This window comes from Actinomyces glycerinitolerans, from assembly GCF_900098745.1.
Lineage (GTDB): Bacteria > Actinomycetota > Actinomycetes > Actinomycetales > Actinomycetaceae > Actinomyces > Actinomyces glycerinitolerans.
This window is the reverse complement of record NZ_FQTT01000001.1, coordinates 130,606-153,269: the sequence shown is the minus strand read 5'-3', so window position 1 is coordinate 153,269 and position 22,664 is coordinate 130,606. Positions and strand designations below refer to the sequence as shown.

The window sequence follows — 22,664 nt, the reverse complement described above, 5'->3', positions numbered from 1 at the left end:
CGACCCGTCCGGTCGGTTCCGTGGACATCAGGTGCAACTGGCGGAGATGTCCCTGGCCGAACTGGACCGTCATCCACGCCCGACCCGCCATTTCCGGAACTCCGGTCTCGCTCGCACAGCGCCGACTCGGCTGTGCAGCTCCAGTTCGCTCCGGCTCACCGGCGATGCGCCGTCGGGGTCGTGGGGTCCTCGGCCTCCAGCGCGGGGGCGAGTAGACGTCGGAAGGAGTCCACCCGGGCCCGACGCCGCTCACGCTCCGCCGGCTCCGGCGCGGCGTCGGCGACCCACTCATCCAGGGCACACTCGATAACCCCGGCCTCGTGCGTGCAGCCGCGCGGGCAGTCCTCGGCGACCTCGGTCAGGTCCGGGAAGCCGCGCAGCACGTCCGCGCTGGATACGTGCGCCACCCCGAAGGAGCGCACCCCGGGCGTGTCGATCACCCAGCCGCCACCCGGCAACTCGAGTGCCTGCAGATTGGTGGAGGTGTGGCGCCCGCGTCCGGTGACCACATTCACCTCGCCGGTGACCCGGTCCGCCCCGGGCACGAGCGCGTTGATGAGCGTGGACTTGCCGACCCCGGAGTGTCCGACGAACACCGAGGTGCGCCCGCCGATCAGCGCGCGCACCGCCTCCACGCCGTCGCCGCCGGCACGGGACGCCTCGGCCCGGCTGGACGGATCCAGTCGCGTTGACACCGAGCGCACGCCCAGCGGCTCGTAAAGAGCCAGCAGCGGGGCGGCGTCGGCCAGGTCCGCCTTGGTCAGGACCAGTAGCGGTTCCATGCCGGCGTCGTAGGCGGCCACCAGATACCGGTCGATCATGCGCGGGCGCGGCTCCGGGTCCGCCAGGGCGGTGACGATCACCAGCAGGTCGGCGTTGGCCACCACGGGCCTCTCCGTGCCGGCCGCGTCCCCGTCCTCGGCGCTGCGGCGCAGCAGGGTGCGACGCTCGTCGACGCGCACCATGCGGGCGAGGGTGTCCTTGCGACCGGAGGTGTCCCCGACGACGGCGACCCGGTCCCCGACCACGACCTTCCCGCGTCCCAGCTCGCGGGCCTTCATCGCGGTGATGTCGCCGCTGCCGTCGGTGGTGAGAGCGGGGTCCTCCAGACGGATGCGGTAGTGGCCGCGATCGATGCGGGTGACCATGCCGGGCACGGCGTCGGCGTGGGCGGGGCGCTGCTTGGTGCGGGGGCGCGAGCGCTTACCGGGGCGCACCCGCACCCGCGGATCGTCGGTGCCGATGTCGCGGCGTGCCATCAGCGCCCCTCCCGGTCGGACAGCAGCTTCGCCCACAGGGCGGGGAAGTCGGGGAGGGTCTTGGCGGTGCAGGCGATGTCGTCCACTTCGATTCCGGGGACGCCCAGGCCGACGACGGCCGCGAAGGTCGCCATGCGGTGGTCTGCGTAGGCGCGCAGCCGGGCCGGATGCAGGTGCACCCCGGTGGGCAGCGCGTCGATCTCCAAACCGTCGGCGGTCTGCCGAGCCGTCCCGCCGATGCGGTTGATCTCGGTGGTCAGTGCGGCCAGGCGGTCGGTCTCGTGCCCGCGCAGGTGGCCGATGCCGCGCAGGCGCGAGGCGTGCCCCTGCGCGGAGGCCAGGGCCGCCAGCGCCGCAACCGTGGGGGTCAGCTCCCCGACGGCGGACAGGTCGGCGTCGATTCCGTGCAGTTCGCCGGTGCCGACCGCAGTCAGTGTCAGCGAGCCGTCCGCCTCACGGGCCTGCTCGACGGTGCCGCCCAGATCGGGCAGCAGCCACCGCCAGGCGTCGCCCGCCTGCGTGGTGTGCGCCGGCCAGTGACGTACGCCGACACGCCCGCCGGCCACCAGCGCCGCCGCCAGGAATGGGCCCGCGTTGGACAGGTCCGGCTCAATGACCAGCGTGCCGCCCCGCGGCGCGCCCGGGTGAACCGTCCAGGTGCGTGCACCCACGGGGGCGCCGGCGTCCGGCTCGTCCACGGCGATGCCGCGTTCGCGCAGGAACTCCACGGTCATGGCCACATGGGGCAGGGACGGCACCGGCCCGGTGGGGGTGACGGCCAGGCCGCCGGGCAGCAGGCACCCGGCCAGCAGCAGCGCGGACAGGAACTGGGAGGAGCCGGAGGCGTCCACGCTCACCCGGTGCGGGGCCTCGGGGCGGGCCGGGTCGGCGGGGCGCAGCGGCCCTCCGCCGCCGGGGCCGACGCGCACGGGCAGGAAGCCGGGATCACCAAGGTAGCCCACCTCGGCGCCGAGCGCGGTCAGGGCGTCCAGCAGTGGCGCCAGTGGGCGACGGCGGGCGGCGGCGTCGCCGTCGAAGACCACGGGTGCGTCGGCCAGGGCCGCCAATGGCGGCACGAAGCGCATCACCGTTCCGGCCAGACCGCAGTCGATACGGGCCACCCCGTCGGCGCCGGCGCGGACCGGGAACGGGCGCGGCGCGGGCGTGACCCGCAGGACGGCGTCGGCGCAGGCACCGGAATCGTCAGGAAGTTCCTCGAAGCGGGCCCCGAGCGCTGTTAGGGCGGCGCGCATGAGTTCGGTGTCGCGGGAGCGCAGGGCACCGCGCAGCGTCGTCGGGCCCCCCGCCACCGCCGCCGCCACCAGGGCCCGGGCCGTAAGCGACTTCGACCCCGGCAGGTCTATGACGGCATCGAGCGGCCCGGAGGCGGCAGGCGCCGGCCAGGGGGCAGCATCCACCGCACTCACAGCGCGTCGACGATGGCGTTCAGGGCCGCGCTCGGACGCATGACGGCGTCGGCCAGGGCCGGATCGGGCAGGTAGTAGCCGCCCAACTCGACCGGGTGCCCCTGCACCGCCACCAGCTCGGCCTGCACCTGCTCATTGACCGCACCCAGCTGTTCGGCCACGGGCGCGAAGCGCGCGGCCAGGTCGGCGTCGGCAGTCTGTTCCGCCAGCTCGCGTGCCCAGTACAGGGCCAGCCAGGCGTGGGAGCCGCGGTTGTCGATGCCGCCCAGGCGGCGGGCGGGGGAGCGCTCCTCCTGCAGCAGCGTGGTGGTGGCCGCGTCCAGGGCGTCGGCCAGCACCGTCGCCCGCGCGTTCCCGCTCACCTGCGCAACGTGCCGCAGCGCCTCCGCCAGCGCCAGGAACTCACCCAAGGAGTCCCAGCGCAGGTAGTCCTCTTCAAGCAGCTGGCGCACGTGCTTGGGGGCGGAACCCCCGGCGCCCGTCTCGTACAGGCCGCCGCCGTTCATCAGCGGCACCACCGACAGCATCTTGGCGCTCGTACCGACCTCCAGGATGGGGAACAGGTCGGTGTTGTAGTCGCGCAGTACGTTCCCGGTCACCGAGATCGTGTCCTCGCCGCGGCGCGCCCGCTCCAGCGACAGGCGGGTGGCCGCCACCGGGTCCAGGATCCGGATGTCCAGGCCGGTGGTGTCCTCATCGGCCAGGTAGCGCTCCACCAGGGAGGCGATGGTGCGGTCATGGGCGCGTTCAGGATCCAGCCAGAACACGGCCGGCGCCCCGGTGGCGCGCGCCCGCACCACGGCCAGGTGCACCCAGTCGCGTATGGCCGCGTCCTGAGCCTGGCAGGCGCGCCAAATGTCCCCGGCCTCGACGGCGCTGGACAGCAGCACGGTGCCGGCCGGCTGGCCCGTGCCCGCGGTGACGACTACCTCGACGGTGCCGTCGGCGGGGATCAGGAAGGTCTTGTCGTGGCTGCCGTACTCCTCGGCCTTGCGGGCCATCAGCCCGACGTTCGGCACCGAGCCCATCGTGCGCGGGTCCAGGGCGCCATTGGCCTTGCAGTCCTCGATGACGGCCTCGTACACGCCGGCGTAGGAGGAGTCGGGGATGACGGCGAGGGTGTCGTCCATGGAGCCGTCGGCATCCCACAGCTTGCCGCCCGCGCGGATCATGGCGGGCATGGAGGCGTCGATGATCACGTCGGAGGGCACGTGCAGGTTGGTGATGCCGCGGGTGGAGTCCACCATGTTCAGCCGTGGCCCGGCCGCCATCTCCTCGCGCAGGCTCGCCCGGATCCTCTCACCCTCGGGCAGGTCATCCAGACCCGCCAGGATCGAGGCCAGCCCGTCCTCGGCGCGCAGTCCGGCGGCCGCCAGCACCTCACCGTAGGTGTTGAAGGTCCGGGGGAAGAAGGCGCGCACCACGTGCCCGAAGATGAGCGGGTCGGAGACCTTCATCATGGTGGCCTTCAGGTGCACCGACAGCAGCACGTCGTCGGCCTTGGCGGCGGTGTTGGCCCGCGCCAGGAACTCGTCCAGCGCCCGCGCCGACATGAAGGTGGCGTCCACCACCTCCCCGGCCGTCACCGGCAGCTCCTCGCGCAGTACCACCGGCTCGCCGCCGTCGGCGGGAACCAGCCGGATCTGCACGGTGCCGGCCTCGGGAACCACCACGGAGCGCTCGTTGTGACGGAAGTCGTCGGCATCCATCGTGGCCACGCGCGTCTTGGAGTCCGGACTCCACGCGCCCATGGAGTGCGGGTGTGTGCGCGCGTAGGCCTTGACGGCCTGCGGGGCGCGGCGGTCGGAGTTGCCCTCGCGCAGCACTGGGTTGACGGCGGAGCCCTTGACGGCGTCGTACGCCTCGCGCACCTGCCGCTCGGCGTCGGTGGCCGGCTCGTCGGGATAGTCGGGCAGCTCGTAGCCCTTCTCGCGCAGCTCGGCGATGGCGGCCTTGAGCTGCGGCAGGGAGGCCGAGACATTGGGAAGTTTGATGATGGTGGCGGCCGGGTCCTGGGTGAGAGCGCCAAGCCGGGCCAGGTCGTCGTCCGCCAGCCCGAAGGCGGCCAGAATGCGGCCCGCCAGGGAGATGTCCGCGGTGCCCACGCTCACGTCGGCGGCGCGGGTGAACCCCTTGATGATGGGCAGCAGGGAGCGGGTCGCCAGCATCGGCGCCTCGTCGGTCAGCGTGTAGATGATGTCGGGCGTCGCGGCGGGGGCGCTGTTGGCGTTCTGGTCTGTCACCGGTCGTGTTCCTTCGTGTTCCTCAAGGTCGGCTGGGGGTTTGGCCCGTGTCCCCGGCGTCGGCCGGCGGGGCTCCCGCCCCCGAGGGTAGCGCGGCGCCGCGTCGATTTGTGCTGTGGCCGGTCGAAGTTGCGCCCCGACCGCCACAAGCGCAGTGGCCAGGCGAAGCCGCAAGTGGCGGGCCGGGACCGCCACCCCCCCCATTTGGACCGCCTCTTTCTGCCCGGACCGCCGTAGTGCGCCACTGGGGAGGTCCAAACCGACGAGCGCGGTCCGGTTTGCGCGATAAAGCTGCGCGGACGATTCCGGCGGATGGCTCAGGCCGACTGCGTCGGCTCGTACTGGGCGCGTACCTGTGCCTCCGCGGCCGCAATTGCTGCCTGAACCTGACGTCGGTTCTCGCGCCGCCACGCCAGCGACGGGCGCCCCTCACGGTCCGCCGCGGACAGGGCCAAGCCCGCCCCGATGGCGGCGGAGCGCATTAGCCCCGACATGGCCTGCTTGCGCGCGTCCTGGCCCTTGACGGCCCACACCGGGTTGTTCACCAGCGTCAGCGGAATGTTGAGCGTCGCCAATACGGCTGCGCAGGTGCGCGGCGCCCGTCCCGTGGCCAGGCCCAACCCGGCCACTACGCTCACGACGCCGCTGATGCGGGTAAGCAACTCGGCGTCCGAGTGCAGCACCGGCGGCAGCCCGGCCTTCTCCAGCACCGGCTGCACCTTTTCAAACTTCTCCGCGTGCCGCTTGGGTCGGGCGAGGGCGTCAATGCCATCGACAATGAAGGGGGCGGCAAGCGCCGGGCGGGCAACGATGCGCAGAAGGTCCATACCCCCCATCTTCGCGCACCGCGGCGCCCGGTGCCAGTAGCCGGCGACAACAGCCGGGAATGCGCGGGCCCGCGGAGTCGTTTAGGACGGCGATGATTGCTTCTTACACCCGCCCCGCCCCGGGGGCATCTCCCACGGCCGCGCCGGGAATCGGCGTAGCCCCCGGCCTGGTGCCTGCCATGACCTCGTTACCGCGGGGCGCCCAGCGGCGCACTACTGGTACGGGCGGGCTAGGCTCGTGGTCGATGACGGACACAGACGATCACCGCCCCACGGACCGGCTTGGCGTGGCACAGTCCCCTGCCGAGGCGGAGCCCGACGACCTCGACCGTGCCCCGGCCGACGAGTCTGCCGAGGCCCGCGCGGCCCGCTTCGAGGCCGACGCCCTGCCTTATCTGGACCAGCTCTATGGCGCCGCTTTGCGTATGACCCGCAACCCGGCTGACGCCGAGGACCTGGTGCAGGACACGTACGCCCGCGCCTTCGGCGCCTTTCACCAATACCGGCCCGGCACCAACTTGAAGGCCTGGCTCTACCGCATCCTGACCAACACCTTCATCAACACCTACCGCAAGAAGCAGCGTGAGCCGCTGCAGTCCGACGCCGACACGGTCGAGGACTGGCAGCTGCACCGGGCCGCCTCACATGACTCCGTCGGGCTGCCCAGCGCCGAGAACCTGGCGTTGGACGAGCTGCCGGACGAGGAGATCAAGGCGGCCCTGGGGGAGCTCAGCGAGGAGCGGCGGCTGGCCGTTTACCTGGCCGACGTCGAGGGCTTCTCCTACAAGGAGATCGCCGAGATCATGGGCACCCCCATCGGCACGGTCATGTCGCGCCTGCACCGCGGGCGCCGGCAACTACGTGAGCTACTTGCGGACCACGCCCGCCAGCTGGGCTATGTCAGCGCGGAGGAGAAGAACTAATGGGTGAGAAGAACCCGACCGAGCCCTGTTCGTGCGCGGAGGCCCGTACCCACCTGGAGCGCTTCCTCGACCATGAGGTCGACCAGGATCTTCAGGCCCGCCTGGCCGAGCATGTCGCTTCCTGCGAGCACTGCTCCCGCCAGGCCGACGCCGAGCGGCACCTACGCGAGTTGGTCCGCTCCCGCTGCGCCGAGCAGGCTCCGCCCGCGCTGCGCGCCCGCGTCCTGGGTTACCTGTCCGCGGCGCGCATCAGCTCCACGACGACGTCGGTCGTCTCCACCACGCGGGTCACGGCCACGGTGGTGCGCACCGAGCGCATCGAACGCGGCTGAAGCGCCCGGCGGAGCGGTCGCCGCGGTGATCTGTGTTCGCATTCACCGCCGCCGCGGGGCGGCCGGCTGGCAGCGACCGGCCGCGATGTGCGAAAATACCCGGCGTTCCGTGCCCCTCGGGGCGGAGAAGAACCACCACACATGAGGAGGCAGGAATGAGCAAGCGCGGTCGGAAGCGTCGTGCACGCGCCAAGAACAGCGCCAACCACGGCAAGCGTCCCAACGCCTAAGACGGGTGGGGCGGCGTCTCGGCGCCGCACTCGACTACCTACGACCGGCCGGTCACCACAGTGGTGACCGGCTGTTGTCGTATTGCTGTTGTGAGCGTGCCCACCGCGTCGGCCGCATCTACGAGCGTCTTGCCGAGGCGGCGCGGCTGTGGCCTCACCCCGCCCGCAGACTCCGGCGTCGGAATGCGAGCAGAGACGCAATCAACGTTATGACCGCTGCAACGCCCTGACCGACGATTACTCGCGGGTCCGCATCGTCGACGGGGAGTACACCGACCGCGTGTGCCGGTGACAGATCCCGTGCCCATTCCGGCAGATCCAGAGCCTCTGCGAGGAAGCCGATCACTGCCGTCCACAGGATGATCGTCCAGTTCAGCATCGGCCAGCGCGGGCCGAGGGCCGCGAGCAGCGCGGAGACGGAGCCCACAAGGAGAACGGGGACCAGATAGTACCCGCCGATCTCGAGCGCCGTGTCGAATGCCTCCTTCTGCCCGGACGTCGCCCAGGTGCTCAGCCCCAGCAGCAGCGCGGATGCGATGAGTACGACCGCGGACGAGACCAGTGTCGTCGCCCACCAGCCGACCCACAGCCGTGCCCGACTGCAGCGGGTGGACAGCAGCAGCCCCAGGCGCCCGATGGACTCCTCCGCCCCCAGGCGGGCGGCTCCCTGCACGGAGACGGCGGCGGCCGCGGCCACCATGACGGTCGCGGCCATGGCCGCCATCAGGTCCGTGCCCCGTTCCAGTCCCATGGCCGCCAACGTTGAGGGGTTCGCCTGGATGATCCGGGTCATCTCCTCGCTGAACAGTCCAATGAAGAGTGTCCACAGGCAGGTGAGGGCGAGGAAAGGCGTCGTTGTCGTTCGTTCCAGCACCAGTGCCAGTCGCCAGGCCGCCTGGCGAGCAGGATCGTGGGCCGGTCCGGGGCGTGGAGTGAAGACGCCGGCTCCCACATCCCGGTGCCAGGCCGCAATCGCGCAGGCGACCAGTAGGACGAGTGAGGCGGTGCCATAGGCCATCAGGGGCCAGGCCTGCGGATCATCGAAGGCGCGCACCTCCGGCAGCCACCCGAGCGGACTGGCCCAGGTCGCCTCCCACTCCAGGCCGTCGACGATGAAGCGGACCAGAAAGGCCATCAGCACAATGCCGATTCCGAGCTGCCGAGCGGTAACGGCCTGCTGACACAACTGGCCAAGCAGAAGACCGACGACGGCGAAGAACAGCATGCAAGCACCTGCTCCAGCGGCGTACCAGGCGGACCCCCGAGCGGGCAGACCGGCCGCCGTCATGCCCACAGCCATAAGCAATCCGGTGGCGGCAGCGGTTAACGCCAGCAGCATGGTCGCTGCCGCCAAGGGCGCCAGCCGCCCCACCCGCGAGGCGGTCAGCAGCTCGGTGCGCCCGGTCTCCTCCTCACGACGGGTCAGGCGAATGGCCGTCAGCAGACCCAGCACCGGAAACAGTATCTGCCCCATGAAGCCGACCTCCACCCCGGTGATGCCACCCAGGGAGGCCAGTCCGTAGCCGCGTCCGTTGAAGGCGGTGCTGGGGATCGACGCGCCGGCGGTGGCCGCGTACTCCGCTCGTGCGGCCGAGGTCGGATACAGGCCCTTGACGCCGACCGCGACCGCCACTACCAGGGTCACGCAGGCCCACGTGCTCAGCGTCAGGGACGGCCAGGACGTGCGCAGCCCCAGGATCATCATCCGCGGCAGACCGGTAAGGGGACGAGTAACGAGCAGGCGGGGGCGGCTCATCGCTGGTCACCGCTGCTCATGATGTAGTTGTCCAGAAACAGCTGCTCGAGGCTCGGCGGACGGAGTTCGAGTTGCACCGGACGCGCCGCGCTCAAGGCCGCCAGGACCGCGGGCAGGGCCTCAACATTGGCCAGAAGCGTGGTGCGCACCCCCCGGGGTACGGCATCCGTCTGTAGACGGTCAACGCCCTCGATCCCCGCCAGCCCCGGCAGCGCGGTTGCCGTCACCGCATCGACGGCGGTGGCTCGGCCGGAACGCAGCTCGGCCAGGCGGCCGGTGAAGACGGCGCGCCCGGCGCGTACCACGGTTACCGTCTCGCACAGGGCCTCAACCTCGGCCAAGATATGGCTTGAGAGCAGCACCGTGGTGCCCGCCTCGGCGCGCTCGGCGACGACTTGCTGAAACACGGCCTCCATGACGGGGTCGAGTCCCGAGGTGGGCTCGTCCAGGATGAGCAGCTCAACGTCGCAGGCCAGCGCCGCCACGAGCGCTACCTTCTGCCGGTTGCCCTTGGAATAGGTGCGGAAACGGCGCGTGGGGTCCAGGTCGAAGCGTTCAACGAGTTCGTCGCGTCGCCGACGGTTCATGTTGCCGTGGAACCCGCCGAGCAAGTCGATGCACTGTCCACCGGTCAGGCCCGGCCACAGCATGGTGTCTCCGGGGACGTAGGCGAGGCGGGCGTGGATATCCACGGCGCGCTCCCAGGCATCCATCCCCAACACCGTGATACGGCCGCAATCCAGCCGCAACTGGCCGAGCGCGGCGCGAATGGTGGTGGACTTCCCGGCACCGTTGGGGCCGAGGAATCCGTGTATCTCGCCGCGAGAGACGATCAGATCGAGCCCGTCCAGGGCGGTGAGTTTGCCGAAGCGTTTGACGAGTCGGGAGGCGTCCACCGCAAATTCTGACAGTGACTTGCTCATGACAGTGACTGTACTTGATAGTGTGTGGCTGTCAAGCCCGCAGGGTGACGGTGTCCGCAGGGTGACGGCGTCAGGCGACAGGAGGTGTGATGCCCATGGTCGATTCCCCCTCGGCGGGTGCGACATCGACCCCTCGTCCGGGCCTGCGCGCCCGCAAGAAGGCCGCGACCATGCGTCACATCCAGGATGAGGCGCTTCGTCTGTTCGAGGTGCGGGGCTTCGATACGGTCAGCATTGAGCAGGTCGCCGAGGCCGCGCTGGTCTCACCCAGCACTGTTTACCGGTACTTCGGCACCAAGGAGGGACTCGTCCTTCATGACGAGTACGACGAACAGATACGCGACCAGTTGGGGCATCGCCTGGCTCAGGGGATCGACCTGGCCGACGCGGTGAGCCGAGTTCTGGATGACATCTGGACCGATCACTTCGGCCACGACCAGGAGATGGTCGTGCTGCGTACACGTCTGTGTTTTGAGGTCCCCTCCATTCAGGGGGCCATGTCCCTGGTGATAAACCAGGAGGTTGATGCCATCGCCGCGGAGGTGGCCCGGTCCGGGCGATGTAACTTCGCCACCGCTCGGGTTCTTGCCTCCGGGGTGTTCTGGGCGTTCATGGCCGTGCTGCGCAACTGGCATGATCAGGGCTACGCGACGGATCTGCGCGCCGGCATTGAGGAGGTCATCGCGTGGCTGCCCGCGCTGGAGAAGGCCGTTTCCTGATTACTCCTTGACTGCCCCCTCGGTGAGTCCACCCTTCCAGAACCGCTGGAGCACGAGCATGAGGATCGCCAGCGGAATGACACTGAGCAGTGCCCCGCCGATGGTCAACTGATAGAACTCCGGCAGCCGATTGGTTTGGGACAGCCATGTGTTCAGTCCCAGGGTGATGGGGTAGAGGCGCTCGTCGGCGAGCATGATCAACGGCAGGAAGTAGTTGTTCCAGATCGCCACGAACTGGAACAGGAAGACGGTGACCAGGGCGGGCACCATCTGTCGCAGCGCGATCCGGTGGAAGATCGTCAGTTCCCCGGCCCCGTCGATCCGGCCTGCCTCGAGCAGTGAGGTGGACACCGCGGCGTCGGCGTAGATCCGGCACAGGAACAGGCCGAAGGGGGAAACGACGGCGGGGATTAGGACGGCCAGGTAGGTGTTGGTGATCCCGATCCGGCTGAACACGAGGAACAGCGGCAGCGCAGTGGCCGTGCCGGGAACCAGCACCCCTCCCATGACCAGCCCGAACATGAGGTTCTTCCCGCGGAACTCATACTTGGACAGGGCATAGCCCGCCGCGGCCGCGAAATATGTGGCCAGCAGCGCCCCGGCCCCCGAGTAGAGCAGGGAATTGACGAACCAGCGCGGGAAGATCCCACCGTTGGAGGTCAGGACGTTGCGAAGATTCTCCACCAGGGCGAAACTCCCACCGAACCAGAAGCCGTTGGTGGAGAACAGATCATCGGTGGTCTTCGTGGCGTTGATGACCACCCACAGGACCGGAATGATGAAGTACAGCGACACCAGCACCAGGACGCTGGTGACGAAGAAGGTCGTGGATCGGCGTGCCCCGGCCTCGCGGCTGCTGCGATCTGCCATGTCAGTCCCCTCCTCGCCCGGTGGTGGCCCGCAGGAATATGAAGGACAGGATGAAGGCGGCCGCCGCAATAATGACCGCCTCGGCGGCTGCGACACCGTAGTCGTTGTACTGGAAGGCCCAGGTGTAGGCCGAGTAGTTGGGCGTGTACTCGGTGTTGATGGCCGGGGCGATCGTCGCCAGGATCTGCGGCTCGGCGAACAGCTGAAGGGTGCCGATGATGGAGAAGACGATGGTCAGCAGCAGCGCCGGGCGGATGAGCGGAATTTGAATGGAGGTGGCGATGCGCACGGGTCCTGCCCCATCGACCTTCGCGGCCTCGTACACCTCGGCGGGGATCGCCTTGAGCTGGGCGATGATGATGAGCATGTTGTAGCCGGTGTACGCCCAGGTCACGATGTTGGCGATCGACCACAGCACGTTGCCCTCGGCGAGGAAGTCGTACTGGATGCCCACCACTGCCAAGGCGTCCACGATCGGAGACAGCCCGGGGATGTACAGGAAGGACCACAGGATCGTGGCGATCACTCCGGGCACGCCGTAAGGCATGAAGTAGAGGGCCCGGAACAGGCCCGGCCAGCGCGCCGCGGCTGACTCCAGCAGCAGTGCCAGGACGGTGGCTGCCGCGATCATGACAGTGACCTGCACGGCACCGAACAGCAGCACCCGCCCAATGGACTGAGTGAAGTTGGCATTGGCCAGGGCGGTGGCGTAATTGTCCAAGCCCGCGAAGGTCTCGGTGGTGCCGCCCTCGCCGTACAGTCCGGTGTAGCGGGTGCGGGTGAAGGACTGCACCACGGCCACCGCGATCGGCACGATGAACGTCAGTAGGAACACGAGCATGAATGGCGCCACCAAGAGGTAGGGCGCCGCGTTCTTCTTCACTGTTCCGCCTCCCTGGCTCGCAGACCACGACGCTGGAAGGCCCGGACGATCTCGGTTTGACTGATCGCCAGGGAGTCCACCAGCGAGGTGCCGTCGGTGAGTTTGCGCCGCATTCCGTCGGCGACGATGTTGATCGACTGCTGGCACAGCGGCGGCCAGAGCCAGTCCAGGTTCTGTTCCCGGGCCATGGGGGCGATCACCTCGGTGTTGTAGCTCTGGCCTGAGAAGAACTCGCTGGGGCCTTCGCGCACCTTGCCTATGTAGTCCGCCGCAGGCGACCAACCGGTGCCGCAGTTGGTGATCAGGGAGTCCAGAGCCTGCGGGTCGGAGTGCATCCAGATGATGAAGTCCGTGGCCTCCTGCGGATGTCGGGAGTTGGCCATGACTGCGGCCGTCGACCCCCCGGAGTAGCTCGATCCGTAACCGGTGTCCCAACGGGGCATGGGAGCGACCTTGAACTTTCCCGCGCCTGAAGGCACGGCCTCGATCAGGGCATCCGCCCAGGAGCCGTTGGTGTGCGTGGCCAGGGTGCCTGCGCCCATCGCGGACATCCAGGGGGAGGAGAAGGAACCGAATGCGGTATTGACCAGTCCGTCGTCGATCGCCGTGTCCCAGAAGGCGGCGACCTGGAGACAGGCCTCATCGGTGAGGTTGATGACCCACTCCTCGCCCTCGGGAACGAACCAGTTCCCGCCTGCCTGCTGGCACAGTGTGGCGAGCATATTGCCGTCGGCCACGTTGAACACGTCCATGTAGGTCCCGGGCCGATTCTCCTGGATGAGGCGGGCCGTGTCGGCCCATTCCTGCCAGGTGGTGGGCGGCGAGGCACCCACTGCGTCGAACACGTCCGTGCGATAGAACAGGGCGACCGGACCCGTGTCCTGTGGGATGCCGTACACGCCGTCGGCCAGGTCCACGTAGCTCCAGGCGGCGGGATCGAAGAGATCCTTGTGTTCCCGCGCCCCGTAGCGAGATATGTCCACGAGGTCGCCGGCGAGGACGAACTCGGGGATCATTCGCATCTCCACCTGGCCTATGTCCGGGCCGCCACCGGCTGCGAGCGCGGAGTAGAGCTTCTGGTAACCGCCGGAGGTGGAGGAGGGGATCCAGGTTACCTCCACCCTCACATTCGGGTTCACCTGGTTGTACAGGTCGGCGACGATCTGCAGGTCCTTCAGCCACGACCAGTAGGTGAGCGTCACCGGACCCGAGGCGGGCGGAATGGCACCAGCGGTTTCGGCGCGGTTGTTCGTCGTCGTGCAGCCGCCGACGGTCATAGCCGCAGCGGCGCCCAGGCCGAGAAAGGCGCGTCGTGGGATGGAGGTGTGCACGATCGTTCCTCACTCATCGTCGAGTTCAGCCGTGGCCCTCTCCGTTCTACTCTCGGGGAGAGCCGCGAAGAAATGTGACGAGTGTAACGTGCAATGTCTCGGATCGGAAGCTCTCGTCCGTAGGGTCCCGCCACGACGTTGTCGCTGTGCGGGGTTGTGAGGCTCTCACTTACCGGGGTGCAGGCACGCCCAGCCACTCGTACCAGCCGCGGTGCAGCACCAGCCAGGCCAGCAACCCGTAACCGGCCTGGGCCGGGTGCCCGCCGCCGTCGGAAATGACATCGGTGAGCCACTGGTCGTGGTTTCGCAGCGGCTCGAAGGTCTCCACATACGGGATGCCCCGCCGCTGGCACACCTCGCCGACCGCCCGCGACAGCGCCGCGGTGCCGTCGGGGTCCGCCGCCGGCAGCGGCGGTGGACCGACCACGAAGCAGGAGCGGTGCTCACTGGTGGCCGCATCCAGCACGTTAGCGATGGCCAGGCGGGAGCGGGCGTGAGAGACGCCGGCGATCACGTCCGCGACGCCCAGGCCGATCACCAGCCGGTTGACGCCGGCGTGCGTGGTGCGGCGGGCAACCTCACCCTGCCAGCGCTCGGCCAGTCGCGCCGTCGTCTCGCCCGGGACGGCCAAGGTGTTCCACATGATGCCCAGCTCGCGAGGCGTGCGTGCCATAACCCGGCCGGTCCACCCCAGGGCGCGGGCATCCCCGTAGCCGGACACCAGCTCATCACCGATGAAGCACAGGCTCGTCTCCTCCATGGCCACCCGCTCCGCTCCTCACTTCTAGGCTGCTTCAACGGCTGCGCGGCAAGCCGTTGGGTCCCGGCGTCCTCCGTCCGGAGGGCGCCGGGACCCATACTGCCATCGTCCGCATGCCCCGCAGCGCACCGTGCGGGGCGTGATGCCGCGTCGGCCGCTAACGCGCTGAGCGAATGAGCCCGATCAGCACGGCGGAGGCCAAGGCCGCACTCGCCGCTACCACGAAGCCCGGCGTATAGCCGCCGAGTGACGTGATCGCGAAGGACATGACTACCGGTCCAATGATCTGTCCACCGGTGTTGGCCATGTTGATGATTCCCAGGTCCTTCGCGGCGGACTCCGGGTCGGGGAGGACTTCGTAGTTCAGGGCCTGATCCACCGCCGTGTAGATGCCGAAGGCGATACCGGATCCCAGGACTGCGAAGAGCAGCATTGCAATTGGGTCCTTCCACACCACGAGACAGGCGAGTGCGACCGCCATGATCAGCGACGCCAGAACGACCAGGGGCTTCCGGCGCCCGATACGGTCGGACAGCGGCCCGGAGACAAGGGTGACGACCAGCGATCCGACCATCTGGATGGTCGCCATGAGGGCGATCAGGGACCCAGCAGCGTCGGCCGACACCAGGAAGTGGTCGGTGAAGATGTACAGCTGATAACCCGTAACACAGAACATCGCGAGGACGAACAGCAACTTACCGATCACCGCCAGGTAGAAGTCCCGGCAGTTGTGCGTGGGGAAGGAGAAGTTCTTCAGTAGTGTCTCACGGTCGAAGGCGGCCCGTGGGGCGTCCCGGTTCGACTTGTCAGGTGCTATGAGGCCGACGAGAGGGCCGGCCAGGAGCAGCACAACGGCGAAGAGCAGGAACCCGGAGTCGGGATTGGTTATGAACCGCGAGGCGATGATGGATGCGATCCCCGAGCCCACCGTCGTCCCGACGCCGTAGATCGCGGAGAAGGTGCCGCGCATGCGCTCGGGGACGCGATCCGGGATGATGGCCACCAGCGGAGCGACGATTGCGTTGAGGAAGCCCTGGAAGACGCACCATACGAGGATGATGCCGCGGGCGCTGTCCATATGCGGCAGGATCACGAAGCATACGGAGGTACCAACGGAGCCGATGAGCAGCCACGGCAGGCGTCGGCCCAGGCGCGAACGTGTCCTGTCCGACAGTGCTCCGAAGAGGATGTTGGCGGCGAGCGCGACCACGGACCCGATGACCGACAGCGAGGCTACGGCCTCGACCTTCTCGGCGGGCGCGATGATCTCCAGCTTGGCGGGTACTAGCACCGAAACGCCTGCGACGAAGGGAGCGATCCAGCACAGGTTGCCCGCTATCAGGGCGACGCCGATGCGGATGAGTGTGGAAGGGGACGGCTTGGAGGCCGTTGCGGCCGCGGGCTGCGCGGCAGGGGCGGTGGACATGGGGCTTCTCCTTGACTGCGGCGGTCGGCTCACAGGGCAAGCTCAAGGGACAGGGCGGAGGGGTCCGCGGCGTGCGCAGCGACCGTCAGGGACACCGTTCCGACTGCGGGCAGGAGATCGTCGGCGTCGGCGCTCCAGGTGCGCAGGGGACGCAAGCTAGCCATGACCGTGACACGACGAGACTCCCTTGCGGGCACGTCCACCCCGGCGAAGCCGAGCAGATGTCGGTCGCCGATTCCGGGGCGCACGCCGTAGACCTGGACCACGTGGCGGCCGTCGCGGCCGCCGGTGTTACGGACCTCGACGTCGACCCGCGCCGTCTCCGCCCCCGTGCGGCTGACAGAGGCATCGGCGAGCTCGAAACCGGTGTATGACAGGCCGAACCCGAGGGGATAGGCGGCGTCGACACCGAGCCGATCGAGCAGGCGTTGACCGTGCCACCGGTCGTAGGTGATCTCGGTGGCGTCGCGGTCGAAGAAGGGCAGGTGCTCCTCGCTCGTGGGCACCGCGTAAGGCAAACGTCCCGAGGGGTTTGCCGCGCCCAGGAGGATGTCCGCCAGGGCGCGTCCGCCCTCCATGCCGGCGTACCAGGAGACCAGTATCCCGGGGACGGTCTTCTTCCAGGATTCGGTGAGCACGGCGCCGGCGGTGATCACGGCCACGACGGTGCGCGGGTTGGCGGCACCAACGGCACGGATGATCGCCTCGTCCACCGGCCGCAGGGTCAGGCGCTCGCGGTCGCCTCCGGCGCCAATGGCCTCGGCGCCGGCCATGGAGGCCTGGTGCGGTCCGTCGTCGTCCCCGGGGGGCGAGGGGAACAGGTCGTCCAGGTCGGACCCGAAGCTGTTGGGGTCGGCGAACTCGCCCTCGTCGGCCGCGGTGTAACCGGCGACGACGACGGCTGCGTCGCATCCGGCTGCGGCCGCGGCGGCGGCCTGCGGGTCGTCGTCGGGGACGTGGATGATCTCGACGTTGGGGAGGGCCTCGCGCAGCCCCTGCAACGGAGTGACTACGTACGGGGCGCGGACGTCGGAAGATCCGTGGTCGCCGGTGTTCGCCACGTCCGCCAGGCGGCCGATGACGGCGAGGCGGCGCAGACCGGAGGCGTCGAGTGGCAGGACGGGGGTGCCGTCGACCTTCTCGTTGCGCAGGAGGACCACGGCCCGAGTAGCCACCTCGCGCGCAAGCGCCGTGTGCTCCGGCCCGGCGACGACCTTGGGGCTGGGTGTGTCCTCGTCCAGGTGCTCCGCGGCGAAGCGCAGCTGGGTGGACAGGATGGAAAGACAGGAGCGGTGTACGGCCCCCCAGCTCGTGCGGCCGTCGTCAAGGGCCTCCTGGAGGTGCTCGCCGCGGATCTGGCGGAAGGGCTCCTCGACGTCCAGGCCCGCCTCGAGGCTATCGGCGGCGTCGCGGATGCCGAAGACGAAGTCGGATACGGTCACCCCCTTGAAGCCCCAGCGCGTGCGGAGAGTGTCGGTCAAGAGCATCTTGGAATGCCCGCACCACGAACCGTTGACCTTGTTGTAGGCGGACATGATGCCGTCGACACCCTCCTCGACGACGCGGCGGAAATGGGGGAGGTATACCTCGTGGAGTGCGGCGTCGTCGGCCCGAACATTGACTTTGAGGCGCACGTTCTCCATGGAGTTGAGGGCGAAGTGCTTCGCGCAGGCCATGACGTGCCGCCGTACGCCGCGGGTGAGGGCCGCCCCCATCTCCCCTAGGAGTACGGGGTCCTCCCCGTAGGTCTCCTGTGCGCGCCCCCAGGCGGGGTGGCGCAGGAGGTTGATGCATACGCCGGCGAAGAAGTTCCCACCCTGCGCCGCGACCTCCTCGCCAATGGCCTCGCCCACGCGCTCCTCGAGCGCAGGGTCCCACGTGGCACCGCGTGCAACGGACACCGGGAAGGCGGTGGAGTGCCCCATGACGACGCCGCGGGGGCCGTCGGAGAAGCGCAACCCGGGTATGCCGAGGCGCTCGACGTGTCCGTGGACGATAGGGCGGACGTTGTAGCCCTCGGTGAGCATGTTCGTCTGGCCCTCCCAGAACGGGGTGTCGCCGTCGAGGAGCCACAGGCGCTCCTCATCGGTCATCTGGTCATAGAGGGCCTGGGCCTCCTGCTCGGCGGTGCTGCCGTCGCGCACGGCGCGGGCAGCCTGTTCGAAGCGGGTCGACATCATTGTCTCCTTCGTGAGCACCATCGCTTACTTCATACCTATGAGGTATGAAGTAAGCGTACGTGAGTGGGGGCGGGTGTACAAGGGGGTGTGGCTGGTAGGCCTAAATAGTCGGGTCTCGCGCGTCGGGTTATGAGCAGCGTGGTCAGCGGGTCAGCAGGCCCGCGGAGACCTTCGCCCACATGGACACGAGGTCCGAGTCCGGGTCCCGCAGCCACTGGATCTGCAGGCCGTCCATAAGCGCGAGCACCCGGGCAGCGAAGACGGCGGGGTCCTCTTGCGGTGGCGCGTAGGAGGCAAAAACCCCCAGAACATGCCGCTGGCGCTCGGCGAAGTAGGCGTGCGCCGGATGTGAGGGAGACAGTGACTCCCCCTCGAGGATGGAGTACAGCCGCACGATTTCGGGCTGCTCACTATTACGGCGAACCAGTGCCTCGCATACCCGATCAAAGCTGATACCGGCCGCGTGGGCGGCCCGTGCCACCGACTCGCCGTCGTCCCCGCTGCCCCCCTCCAATCCGAGGAAACGGGCGAAGGCTGCTACGTCGGCGGCATCGCGCGCCTCGAGAACGGCGATGAGGAGCCCATCCTTGGAGCCCACGTGATGGAGGACACCATTGACGGTGATGCCGCAAGCATCCGCAACGTCCTGAACAGAGAGGCCCCAGTACCCACGCTCAGCGATGAGGGCGGTGGCAGCGTCTACGATCTGGCGACGCCGCTCAGGCGCGCTGAGGCGGACGCGCTTGCGAATGCTGACTCCGGGCACACGCCCAGTATTTCACGGGGCGTCTCGCCGTCGATTAATAAGCGGTGTGCATTGCGCCGCGCGGGCACCGCGGTGGCGGGCGAAGGTGATAGCGTGCCAGCACTATGCGACGAAACGCTCGCCGGGCGCGCAGGCGCCACCGCTCCGGCACGGAATCCGACCACCCCCACCCCGACTCGGCCCGTCGACCCGCGGGAGGCCGCCCGTGAGGGAGTGGCTGATGATCGCCGTCGGCGTGCTGCTGACGGCCGGCACCGCACTGTTTGTAGCCGGAGAGTTCTCTCTGGTGGCTCTGGACCCCTCCACCGTGGAGACGCGCGCTGCCGCCGGCGACCGCGGGGCCGCCCGGGTCGGCCGAGCGTTGAGCCGCCTGTCCACGCTGCTTTCCGGGGCCCAGGTGGGCATCACCCTGACCACCATCCTGCTCGGCTACACCATGCAGGCCGCACTGTCCACGCTGCTGACCGGCCTGCTGTCCACCTGGCTGGCGCAGGCGGTCGCCACCGGTGTGGCGGCGGCCGCCGCCCTGATCCTCGTCAACGCCTTCTCCATGGTGGTCGGTGAACTCATCCCCAAGAACGCCACCCTGTCCGACCCCATGCGGGCCGCCCGCGCCGTCACCCCTTTCCTGATGGGGTTCAGCGCGGTCCTCAAACCCGTGATCGCCGTGCTCAACGGCACCGCCAACCGGGTGCTGCACCGGATGGGGATCGAGCCGGCCGAGGAGATAAGCGGCACCCGCTCCGCCTCCGAACTGGCCGCCCTGGTGCGGCACAGTGCCGAGGAGGGGGTTCTGGACGTCTCTACCGCCGCGCTGCTGACCCGCTCCATCGGGGTGGGACGGTTGACCGCCGTCGACGTCATGACGGACCGCGGCCGCCTGCACACCCTGACCGAGCAGGACACGGCCGCCGACGTGGTGGACCTGGCCCGAGCCACCGGCCACTCCCGCTTCCCCGTCATTGGTGACGACGCCGACGACGTGCTCGGCATCGTCCACCTGCGCCGCGCAATCGCCGTCCCCTACGCCAAACGCGCGGAGGTACCGGTGACCTCATCGTCCCTGATGACTCCCGCCCACCGGGTGCCGGAGACCATGCCACTGGCTGCCCTACTGGTGGAACTGCGCGACACCGGCAGCCAGATGGCGCTGGTGGTGGACGAGTACGGGGGCACCGCCGGCGTGGTGACGCTGGAGGACGCCGTGGAGGAGATCGTCGGAGACGTGGCCGACGAGCACGACCGGCGCCGCTCCGGTGCACATGCCGACGCCGCCGGCGACTGGCTGGTACCGGGCTGGCTGCGCCCCGACGAGCTGGTCGACCGCGCCGGCATACAGGTGCCCGACGACGGCCCCTACGAGACCCTGGCGGGCCTGGTCATGACGGAACTGGGGCGCATCCCCGAGGTCGGCGACGCCGTGGCCACGCCGCAGGCGGTGCTGACCGTGGAGGCCATGGCGGGGCGCCGCATCACCCGCCTGCGTATCCACCCGCTCACTACTCCGGACACCGCCGACGGGGCGTCCGCCGGGGGAGCGGCAGCAGAGGCCGGGGGAGAGGAACCGCAGTGATGAGTACCTCCCTCGCCCTGATCCTGACCGTGGTGCTGCTGGCCGGCAACGCCTTCTTCGTCGCCGCCGAGTTCGCCGTCACTTCGTCGCGCCGCGCTCGCCTCGAACCGCTCGCCGAGGCCGGTGACCGGCGCGCCGCCACCGCCGTGTGGGCGCTAGAGCATGTCTCCCGCATGCTCGCCACCGCCCAGCTGGGCGTGACCGTCTGCTCTACCGGGCTGGGTGTGGTGGCCGAGCCGGCCATCGCCCACCTGCTGACGCCGCTGCTCGCGCGCCTCGGGGTGGGGACCGCCGGGGCGCATGCGATCGCCGTGGTGCTGGCCCTGGTACTGGTCGTCTACGCCCACGTGGTGGCCGGGGAGATGGTGCCCAAGAACCTGTCCATCTCCGCGCCCGAGACGGCCGCCCGCTGGGTGGTGCCGGCCCTGGTGCGTCTGTCCCGGCTGCTGGGCCCCATCATCACCGCCTTGAACGGCTTCGCCAACGGCGTGCTGCACCTGTTCGGCATACAGACGCGCGACGAGGTCTCGGCCGCCTTCAACGCCGCCGAGGTCGCCTCCATCGTGGAGCGTTCCACCGCCGAGGGGGTTCTCGACGACGACACGGGCCTGCTGTCCGGCGCCCTGGAGTTCTCCGAGGAGACCGCAGGCAGCGTGATGGTGCCGGTGGACGCCCTGGTCACCCTGCCTGCCGGATTCACCCCGGACGACGTCGAGCACACGGTGGCCACCACCGGCTACTCCCGCTTCCTCGTGCTCCGGGGCACTCAGATCGACCCCGATGCGGCGGACGCGGGCGTGGTCGGCTACCTGCACCTGAAGGATGTGCTGTACGCATCCGAGGACAGCCGCACCGAGCCGGTGCCGCAGTGGCGCGTGCGTGCCCTGGTGCCGGTACACGCCGGTGACGAGGTTGAGGACGCGTTGGCCGCCATGCAGCGCTCCGGCGCGCACCTGGGCCGGGTACAGGACGAGGCCGGTACTACCCTCGGCGTGGTCTTCCTGGAAGACATTCTGGAAGAGCTCGTAGGTGAGGTGCATGACGCCATGCAGCGCGACGAATTCCAGCGGCGGGAACGCGGACAGGCGTGAGCGCGCCTGAGGTGTGACCACCGTCCTGGCACGGGAGCATCACGTTTAGCTAAAGTGCTGCGGGCGGCCCGCCGGGCGGCCGCGAGCACTACCTTCGGAGGCACGGGGTGGCTGAACAGCCCATGACACGGCGCCAGCGTCGTGAAGCGGAGCGCGCTGCCGAACGCCGGCAGGCGGTCGTCGAGCACACGACTCGCGTGGCGACCTCGCCCGCCCCGCCGCCGCCAGAAACATCCGCGTCGGCAGGGCTCGCCTCCCAGCGTCCCTCCTCTCACCGTCTCGCCGCCCCGCGCCACCGCAGTCCCCTCGGCGCGGTCGCGCGCGCCGGCGTGCTGGTGGTCCTCACCCTGGTCACTGTCGTCGCCCCGCTGCGCTCGAACCTGCTGACCGCCCCACAGGCCGTGGCGGCACTGGACCTCAGCGGCGCGGTGCCCGCAAGCGCAGGCGCCAGCAGCACCGATCCCTCGGCTTCGGTTGCGGCCGCCGTGCTCGGCTCGGATGCGGACGTCGACACCGCCTCCGACCCGGAACTGTCCAACGTGCCCGACGCCGCCACCCTGGCGCGCATCCGTGAGGCCTATGAGAACGCCTCCGCCACCTGCGCCGCCCAGACCACGGGCGCCTCCGGAGACACCGCCGCCTTCAACTCCACCCCAGAGGTCTTCTTCCCCATGATCGCGGGCACCTACACGGTCTCCTCACCGTACGGCTACCGCCTGCACCCCACCCTGGGGTACATGAAACTCCACGCCGGCCAGGACTGGGCGGCCGCCGCCGGAACCCCCATCTACGCGGTCGCCGCCGGCACCGTCGTCGATGCCGGCATGTCGGGCGGCACCGGCACCATCACCATCGAGCATGAGATCGACGGCGAGATCTGGTACACCCGGTACCTGCACATGTACGAGGACGGCATCTACGTCTCCGAGGGCGACCAGGTGGAGGCAGGTCAGCTCATCGCCGGTGTCGGCTCCACCGGCTACTCCACCGGCCCGCACCTGCACTTCGAGGTGCGTAACGCCAATACCACCGAGGACTCGTCGTCGGTGGAGCCGGAGGAGTGGCTCGAGGAGCACGGCGCCGTCGAGTTGACCACCGACTGCTCCTGAGCGTGCGCGAGTCACAGCCGCCTGTGAGAATCCGAC

General features: G+C 69.3%; 20 protein-coding genes. 7 read left to right on the top strand and 13 right to left on the bottom strand.

Annotated features, from left to right (window positions below; translation table 11 throughout):
- Window positions 1–155: 155 nt before the first annotated feature.
- From rsgA to ACGLYG10_RS00575, 4 genes are all read right to left on the bottom strand, one after another.
- The gene (gene rsgA, locus ACGLYG10_RS00590) at window positions 156–1,259 is read right to left on the bottom strand and encodes a ribosome small subunit-dependent GTPase A (protein ID WP_073327066.1); all 1,104 of its coding nucleotides are present in this window, start codon (window positions 1,257–1,259) and stop codon (window positions 156–158) included.
- A complete protein-coding gene (gene aroA, locus ACGLYG10_RS00585) occupies window positions 1,259–2,677 on the bottom strand; it encodes a 3-phosphoshikimate 1-carboxyvinyltransferase (protein ID WP_073327763.1) in 1,419 nt (472 codons plus the stop codon). Before aroA ends, rsgA begins: the two co-directional genes overlap by 1 nt.
- 5 nt (window positions 2,678–2,682) lie before the next feature.
- On the bottom strand, window positions 2,683–4,854 hold the full coding sequence (locus ACGLYG10_RS00580; RefSeq protein WP_244542544.1) for an NADP-dependent isocitrate dehydrogenase: 2,172 nt from the start codon (window positions 4,852–4,854) through the stop codon (window positions 2,683–2,685).
- A gap of 392 nt (window positions 4,855–5,246) precedes the next feature.
- The gene (locus ACGLYG10_RS00575; protein WP_073327063.1) at window positions 5,247–5,756 is read right to left on the bottom strand and encodes a DoxX family protein; all 510 of its coding nucleotides are present in this window, start codon (window positions 5,754–5,756) and stop codon (window positions 5,247–5,249) included.
- A gap of 245 nt (window positions 5,757–6,001) precedes the next feature.
- Here ACGLYG10_RS00575 and ACGLYG10_RS00570 point away from each other — a divergent pair, with 245 nt between their 5' ends.
- From ACGLYG10_RS00570 to ACGLYG10_RS16925, 3 genes are all read left to right on the top strand, one after another.
- Window positions 6,002–6,679 carry a sigma-70 family RNA polymerase sigma factor gene (locus ACGLYG10_RS00570; protein ID WP_073327062.1) on the top strand — a complete coding sequence of 226 codons (678 nt, stop codon included), beginning with the start codon at window positions 6,002–6,004 and terminating at the stop codon, window positions 6,677–6,679.
- The gene (rsrA, locus tag ACGLYG10_RS00565; protein ID WP_073327060.1) at window positions 6,679–7,011 is read left to right on the top strand and encodes a mycothiol system anti-sigma-R factor; all 333 of its coding nucleotides are present in this window, start codon (window positions 6,679–6,681) and stop codon (window positions 7,009–7,011) included. Before ACGLYG10_RS00570 ends, rsrA begins: the two co-directional genes overlap by 1 nt.
- A 155-nt stretch (window positions 7,012–7,166) precedes the next feature.
- Entirely contained in the window at window positions 7,167–7,241 is a 75-nt protein-coding gene (locus ACGLYG10_RS16925; protein ID WP_395994430.1) for a 50S ribosomal protein bL37, read from the top strand.
- 154 nt (window positions 7,242–7,395) lie between these two features.
- On the opposite strand, the gene ACGLYG10_RS00555 is transcribed toward ACGLYG10_RS16925, so the two are convergent.
- A complete protein-coding gene (locus ACGLYG10_RS00555) occupies window positions 7,396–8,997 on the bottom strand; it encodes an ABC transporter (RefSeq protein ID WP_073327057.1) in 1,602 nt (533 codons plus the stop codon).
- Window positions 8,994–9,920: an ABC transporter ATP-binding protein gene (locus ACGLYG10_RS00550; RefSeq protein WP_073327056.1), complete on the bottom strand. Its 927-nt coding sequence runs from the start codon at window positions 9,918–9,920 to the stop codon at window positions 8,994–8,996. Before ACGLYG10_RS00550 ends, ACGLYG10_RS00555 begins: the two co-directional genes overlap by 4 nt.
- 95 nt (window positions 9,921–10,015) lie before the next feature.
- On the opposite strand from ACGLYG10_RS00550, the gene ACGLYG10_RS00545 reads away from it, so the two are divergent.
- A complete protein-coding gene (locus tag ACGLYG10_RS00545; protein ID WP_244542514.1) occupies window positions 10,016–10,639 on the top strand; it encodes a TetR/AcrR family transcriptional regulator in 624 nt (207 codons plus the stop codon).
- Here the strand turns inward: ACGLYG10_RS00545 and ACGLYG10_RS00540 are convergent, their stop codons facing one another.
- From ACGLYG10_RS00540 to ACGLYG10_RS00510, 7 genes are all read right to left on the bottom strand, one after another.
- Window positions 10,640–11,509: a carbohydrate ABC transporter permease gene (locus ACGLYG10_RS00540; protein ID WP_073327053.1), complete on the bottom strand. Its 870-nt coding sequence runs from the start codon at window positions 11,507–11,509 to the stop codon at window positions 10,640–10,642. It lies immediately after the preceding gene.
- 1 nt (window position 11,510) lies between these two features.
- Window positions 11,511–12,392, bottom strand: coding sequence for a carbohydrate ABC transporter permease (locus ACGLYG10_RS00535; protein ID WP_073327051.1), 882 nt, complete (start codon window positions 12,390–12,392; stop codon window positions 11,511–11,513).
- Window positions 12,389–13,723: an ABC transporter substrate-binding protein gene (locus ACGLYG10_RS00530; RefSeq protein ID WP_073327049.1), complete on the bottom strand. Its 1,335-nt coding sequence runs from the start codon at window positions 13,721–13,723 to the stop codon at window positions 12,389–12,391. The genes ACGLYG10_RS00535 and ACGLYG10_RS00530 overlap by 4 nt, the downstream gene beginning before the upstream one ends.
- Before the next feature lie 169 nt (window positions 13,724–13,892).
- Window positions 13,893–14,483 (bottom strand): GDSL-type esterase/lipase family protein, encoded by a 591-nt coding sequence (locus tag ACGLYG10_RS00525; RefSeq protein ID WP_073327762.1) that lies wholly within the window; start codon window positions 14,481–14,483, stop codon window positions 13,893–13,895.
- Between the two features lie 157 nt (window positions 14,484–14,640).
- Window positions 14,641–15,909: an MFS transporter gene (locus tag ACGLYG10_RS00520; protein ID WP_083565245.1), complete on the bottom strand. Its 1,269-nt coding sequence runs from the start codon at window positions 15,907–15,909 to the stop codon at window positions 14,641–14,643.
- A 29-nt stretch (window positions 15,910–15,938) separates the two neighbouring features.
- Entirely contained in the window at window positions 15,939–18,089 is a 2,151-nt protein-coding gene (locus ACGLYG10_RS00515) for a glycoside hydrolase family 3 protein (protein ID WP_139240675.1), read from the bottom strand.
- Between the two features lie 142 nt (window positions 18,090–18,231).
- Complete coding sequence (locus tag ACGLYG10_RS00510; RefSeq protein ID WP_083565242.1) at window positions 18,232–18,855, bottom strand: TetR/AcrR family transcriptional regulator; 624 nt, start codon at window positions 18,853–18,855, stop codon at window positions 18,232–18,234.
- A 205-nt stretch (window positions 18,856–19,060) separates the two neighbouring features.
- Here ACGLYG10_RS00510 and ACGLYG10_RS00505 point away from each other — a divergent pair, with 205 nt between their 5' ends.
- The 3 genes from ACGLYG10_RS00505 (at window position 19,061) to ACGLYG10_RS00495 (ending at window position 22,628) form a co-directional block, all read left to right on the top strand.
- Window positions 19,061–20,428 carry a hemolysin family protein gene (locus tag ACGLYG10_RS00505; protein ID WP_170866418.1) on the top strand — a complete coding sequence of 456 codons (1,368 nt, stop codon included), beginning with the start codon at window positions 19,061–19,063 and terminating at the stop codon, window positions 20,426–20,428.
- Window positions 20,428–21,519, top strand: coding sequence for a hemolysin family protein (locus ACGLYG10_RS00500; RefSeq protein WP_073327046.1), 1,092 nt, complete (start codon window positions 20,428–20,430; stop codon window positions 21,517–21,519). Before ACGLYG10_RS00505 ends, ACGLYG10_RS00500 begins: the two co-directional genes overlap by 1 nt.
- A 122-nt stretch (window positions 21,520–21,641) precedes the next feature.
- Window positions 21,642–22,628, top strand: coding sequence for a M23 family metallopeptidase (locus tag ACGLYG10_RS00495; protein WP_083565240.1), 987 nt, complete (start codon window positions 21,642–21,644; stop codon window positions 22,626–22,628).
- Window positions 22,629–22,664 lie beyond the last annotated feature (36 nt).

Bases quoted from the DNA above. Each gene is read 5' to 3' on its own strand.
- rsgA (WP_073327066.1), bottom strand. From the start codon at position 1,259: ATGGCACGCCGCGACATCGGCACCGACGATCCGCGGGTGCGGGTGCGC.
- ACGLYG10_RS00580 (WP_244542544.1), bottom strand. From the start codon at position 4,854: ATGCTGGCGACCCGCTCCCTGCTGCCCATCATCAAGGGGTTCACCCGC.
- ACGLYG10_RS00575 (WP_073327063.1), bottom strand. From the start codon at position 5,756: ATGGACCTTCTGCGCATCGTTGCCCGCCCGGCGCTTGCCGCCCCCTTC.
- ACGLYG10_RS00570 (WP_073327062.1), top strand. From the start codon at position 6,002: ATGACGGACACAGACGATCACCGCCCCACGGACCGGCTTGGCGTGGCA.
- rsrA (WP_073327060.1), top strand. From the start codon at position 6,679: ATGGGTGAGAAGAACCCGACCGAGCCCTGTTCGTGCGCGGAGGCCCGT.
- ACGLYG10_RS00555 (WP_073327057.1), bottom strand. From the start codon at position 8,997: ATGAGCCGCCCCCGCCTGCTCGTTACTCGTCCCCTTACCGGTCTGCCG.
- ACGLYG10_RS00550 (WP_073327056.1), bottom strand. From the start codon at position 9,920: ATGAGCAAGTCACTGTCAGAATTTGCGGTGGACGCCTCCCGACTCGTC.
- ACGLYG10_RS00545 (WP_244542514.1), top strand. From the start codon at position 10,016: ATGGTCGATTCCCCCTCGGCGGGTGCGACATCGACCCCTCGTCCGGGC.
- ACGLYG10_RS00540 (WP_073327053.1), bottom strand. From the start codon at position 11,509: ATGGCAGATCGCAGCAGCCGCGAGGCCGGGGCACGCCGATCCACGACC.
- ACGLYG10_RS00525 (WP_073327762.1), bottom strand. From the start codon at position 14,483: ATGGAGGAGACGAGCCTGTGCTTCATCGGTGATGAGCTGGTGTCCGGC.
- ACGLYG10_RS00520 (WP_083565245.1), bottom strand. From the start codon at position 15,909: ATGTCCACCGCCCCTGCCGCGCAGCCCGCGGCCGCAACGGCCTCCAAG.
- ACGLYG10_RS00515 (WP_139240675.1), bottom strand. From the start codon at position 18,089: ATGATGTCGACCCGCTTCGAACAGGCTGCCCGCGCCGTGCGCGACGGC.
- ACGLYG10_RS00500 (WP_073327046.1), top strand. From the start codon at position 20,428: ATGAGTACCTCCCTCGCCCTGATCCTGACCGTGGTGCTGCTGGCCGGC.
- ACGLYG10_RS00495 (WP_083565240.1), top strand. From the start codon at position 21,642: ATGACACGGCGCCAGCGTCGTGAAGCGGAGCGCGCTGCCGAACGCCGG.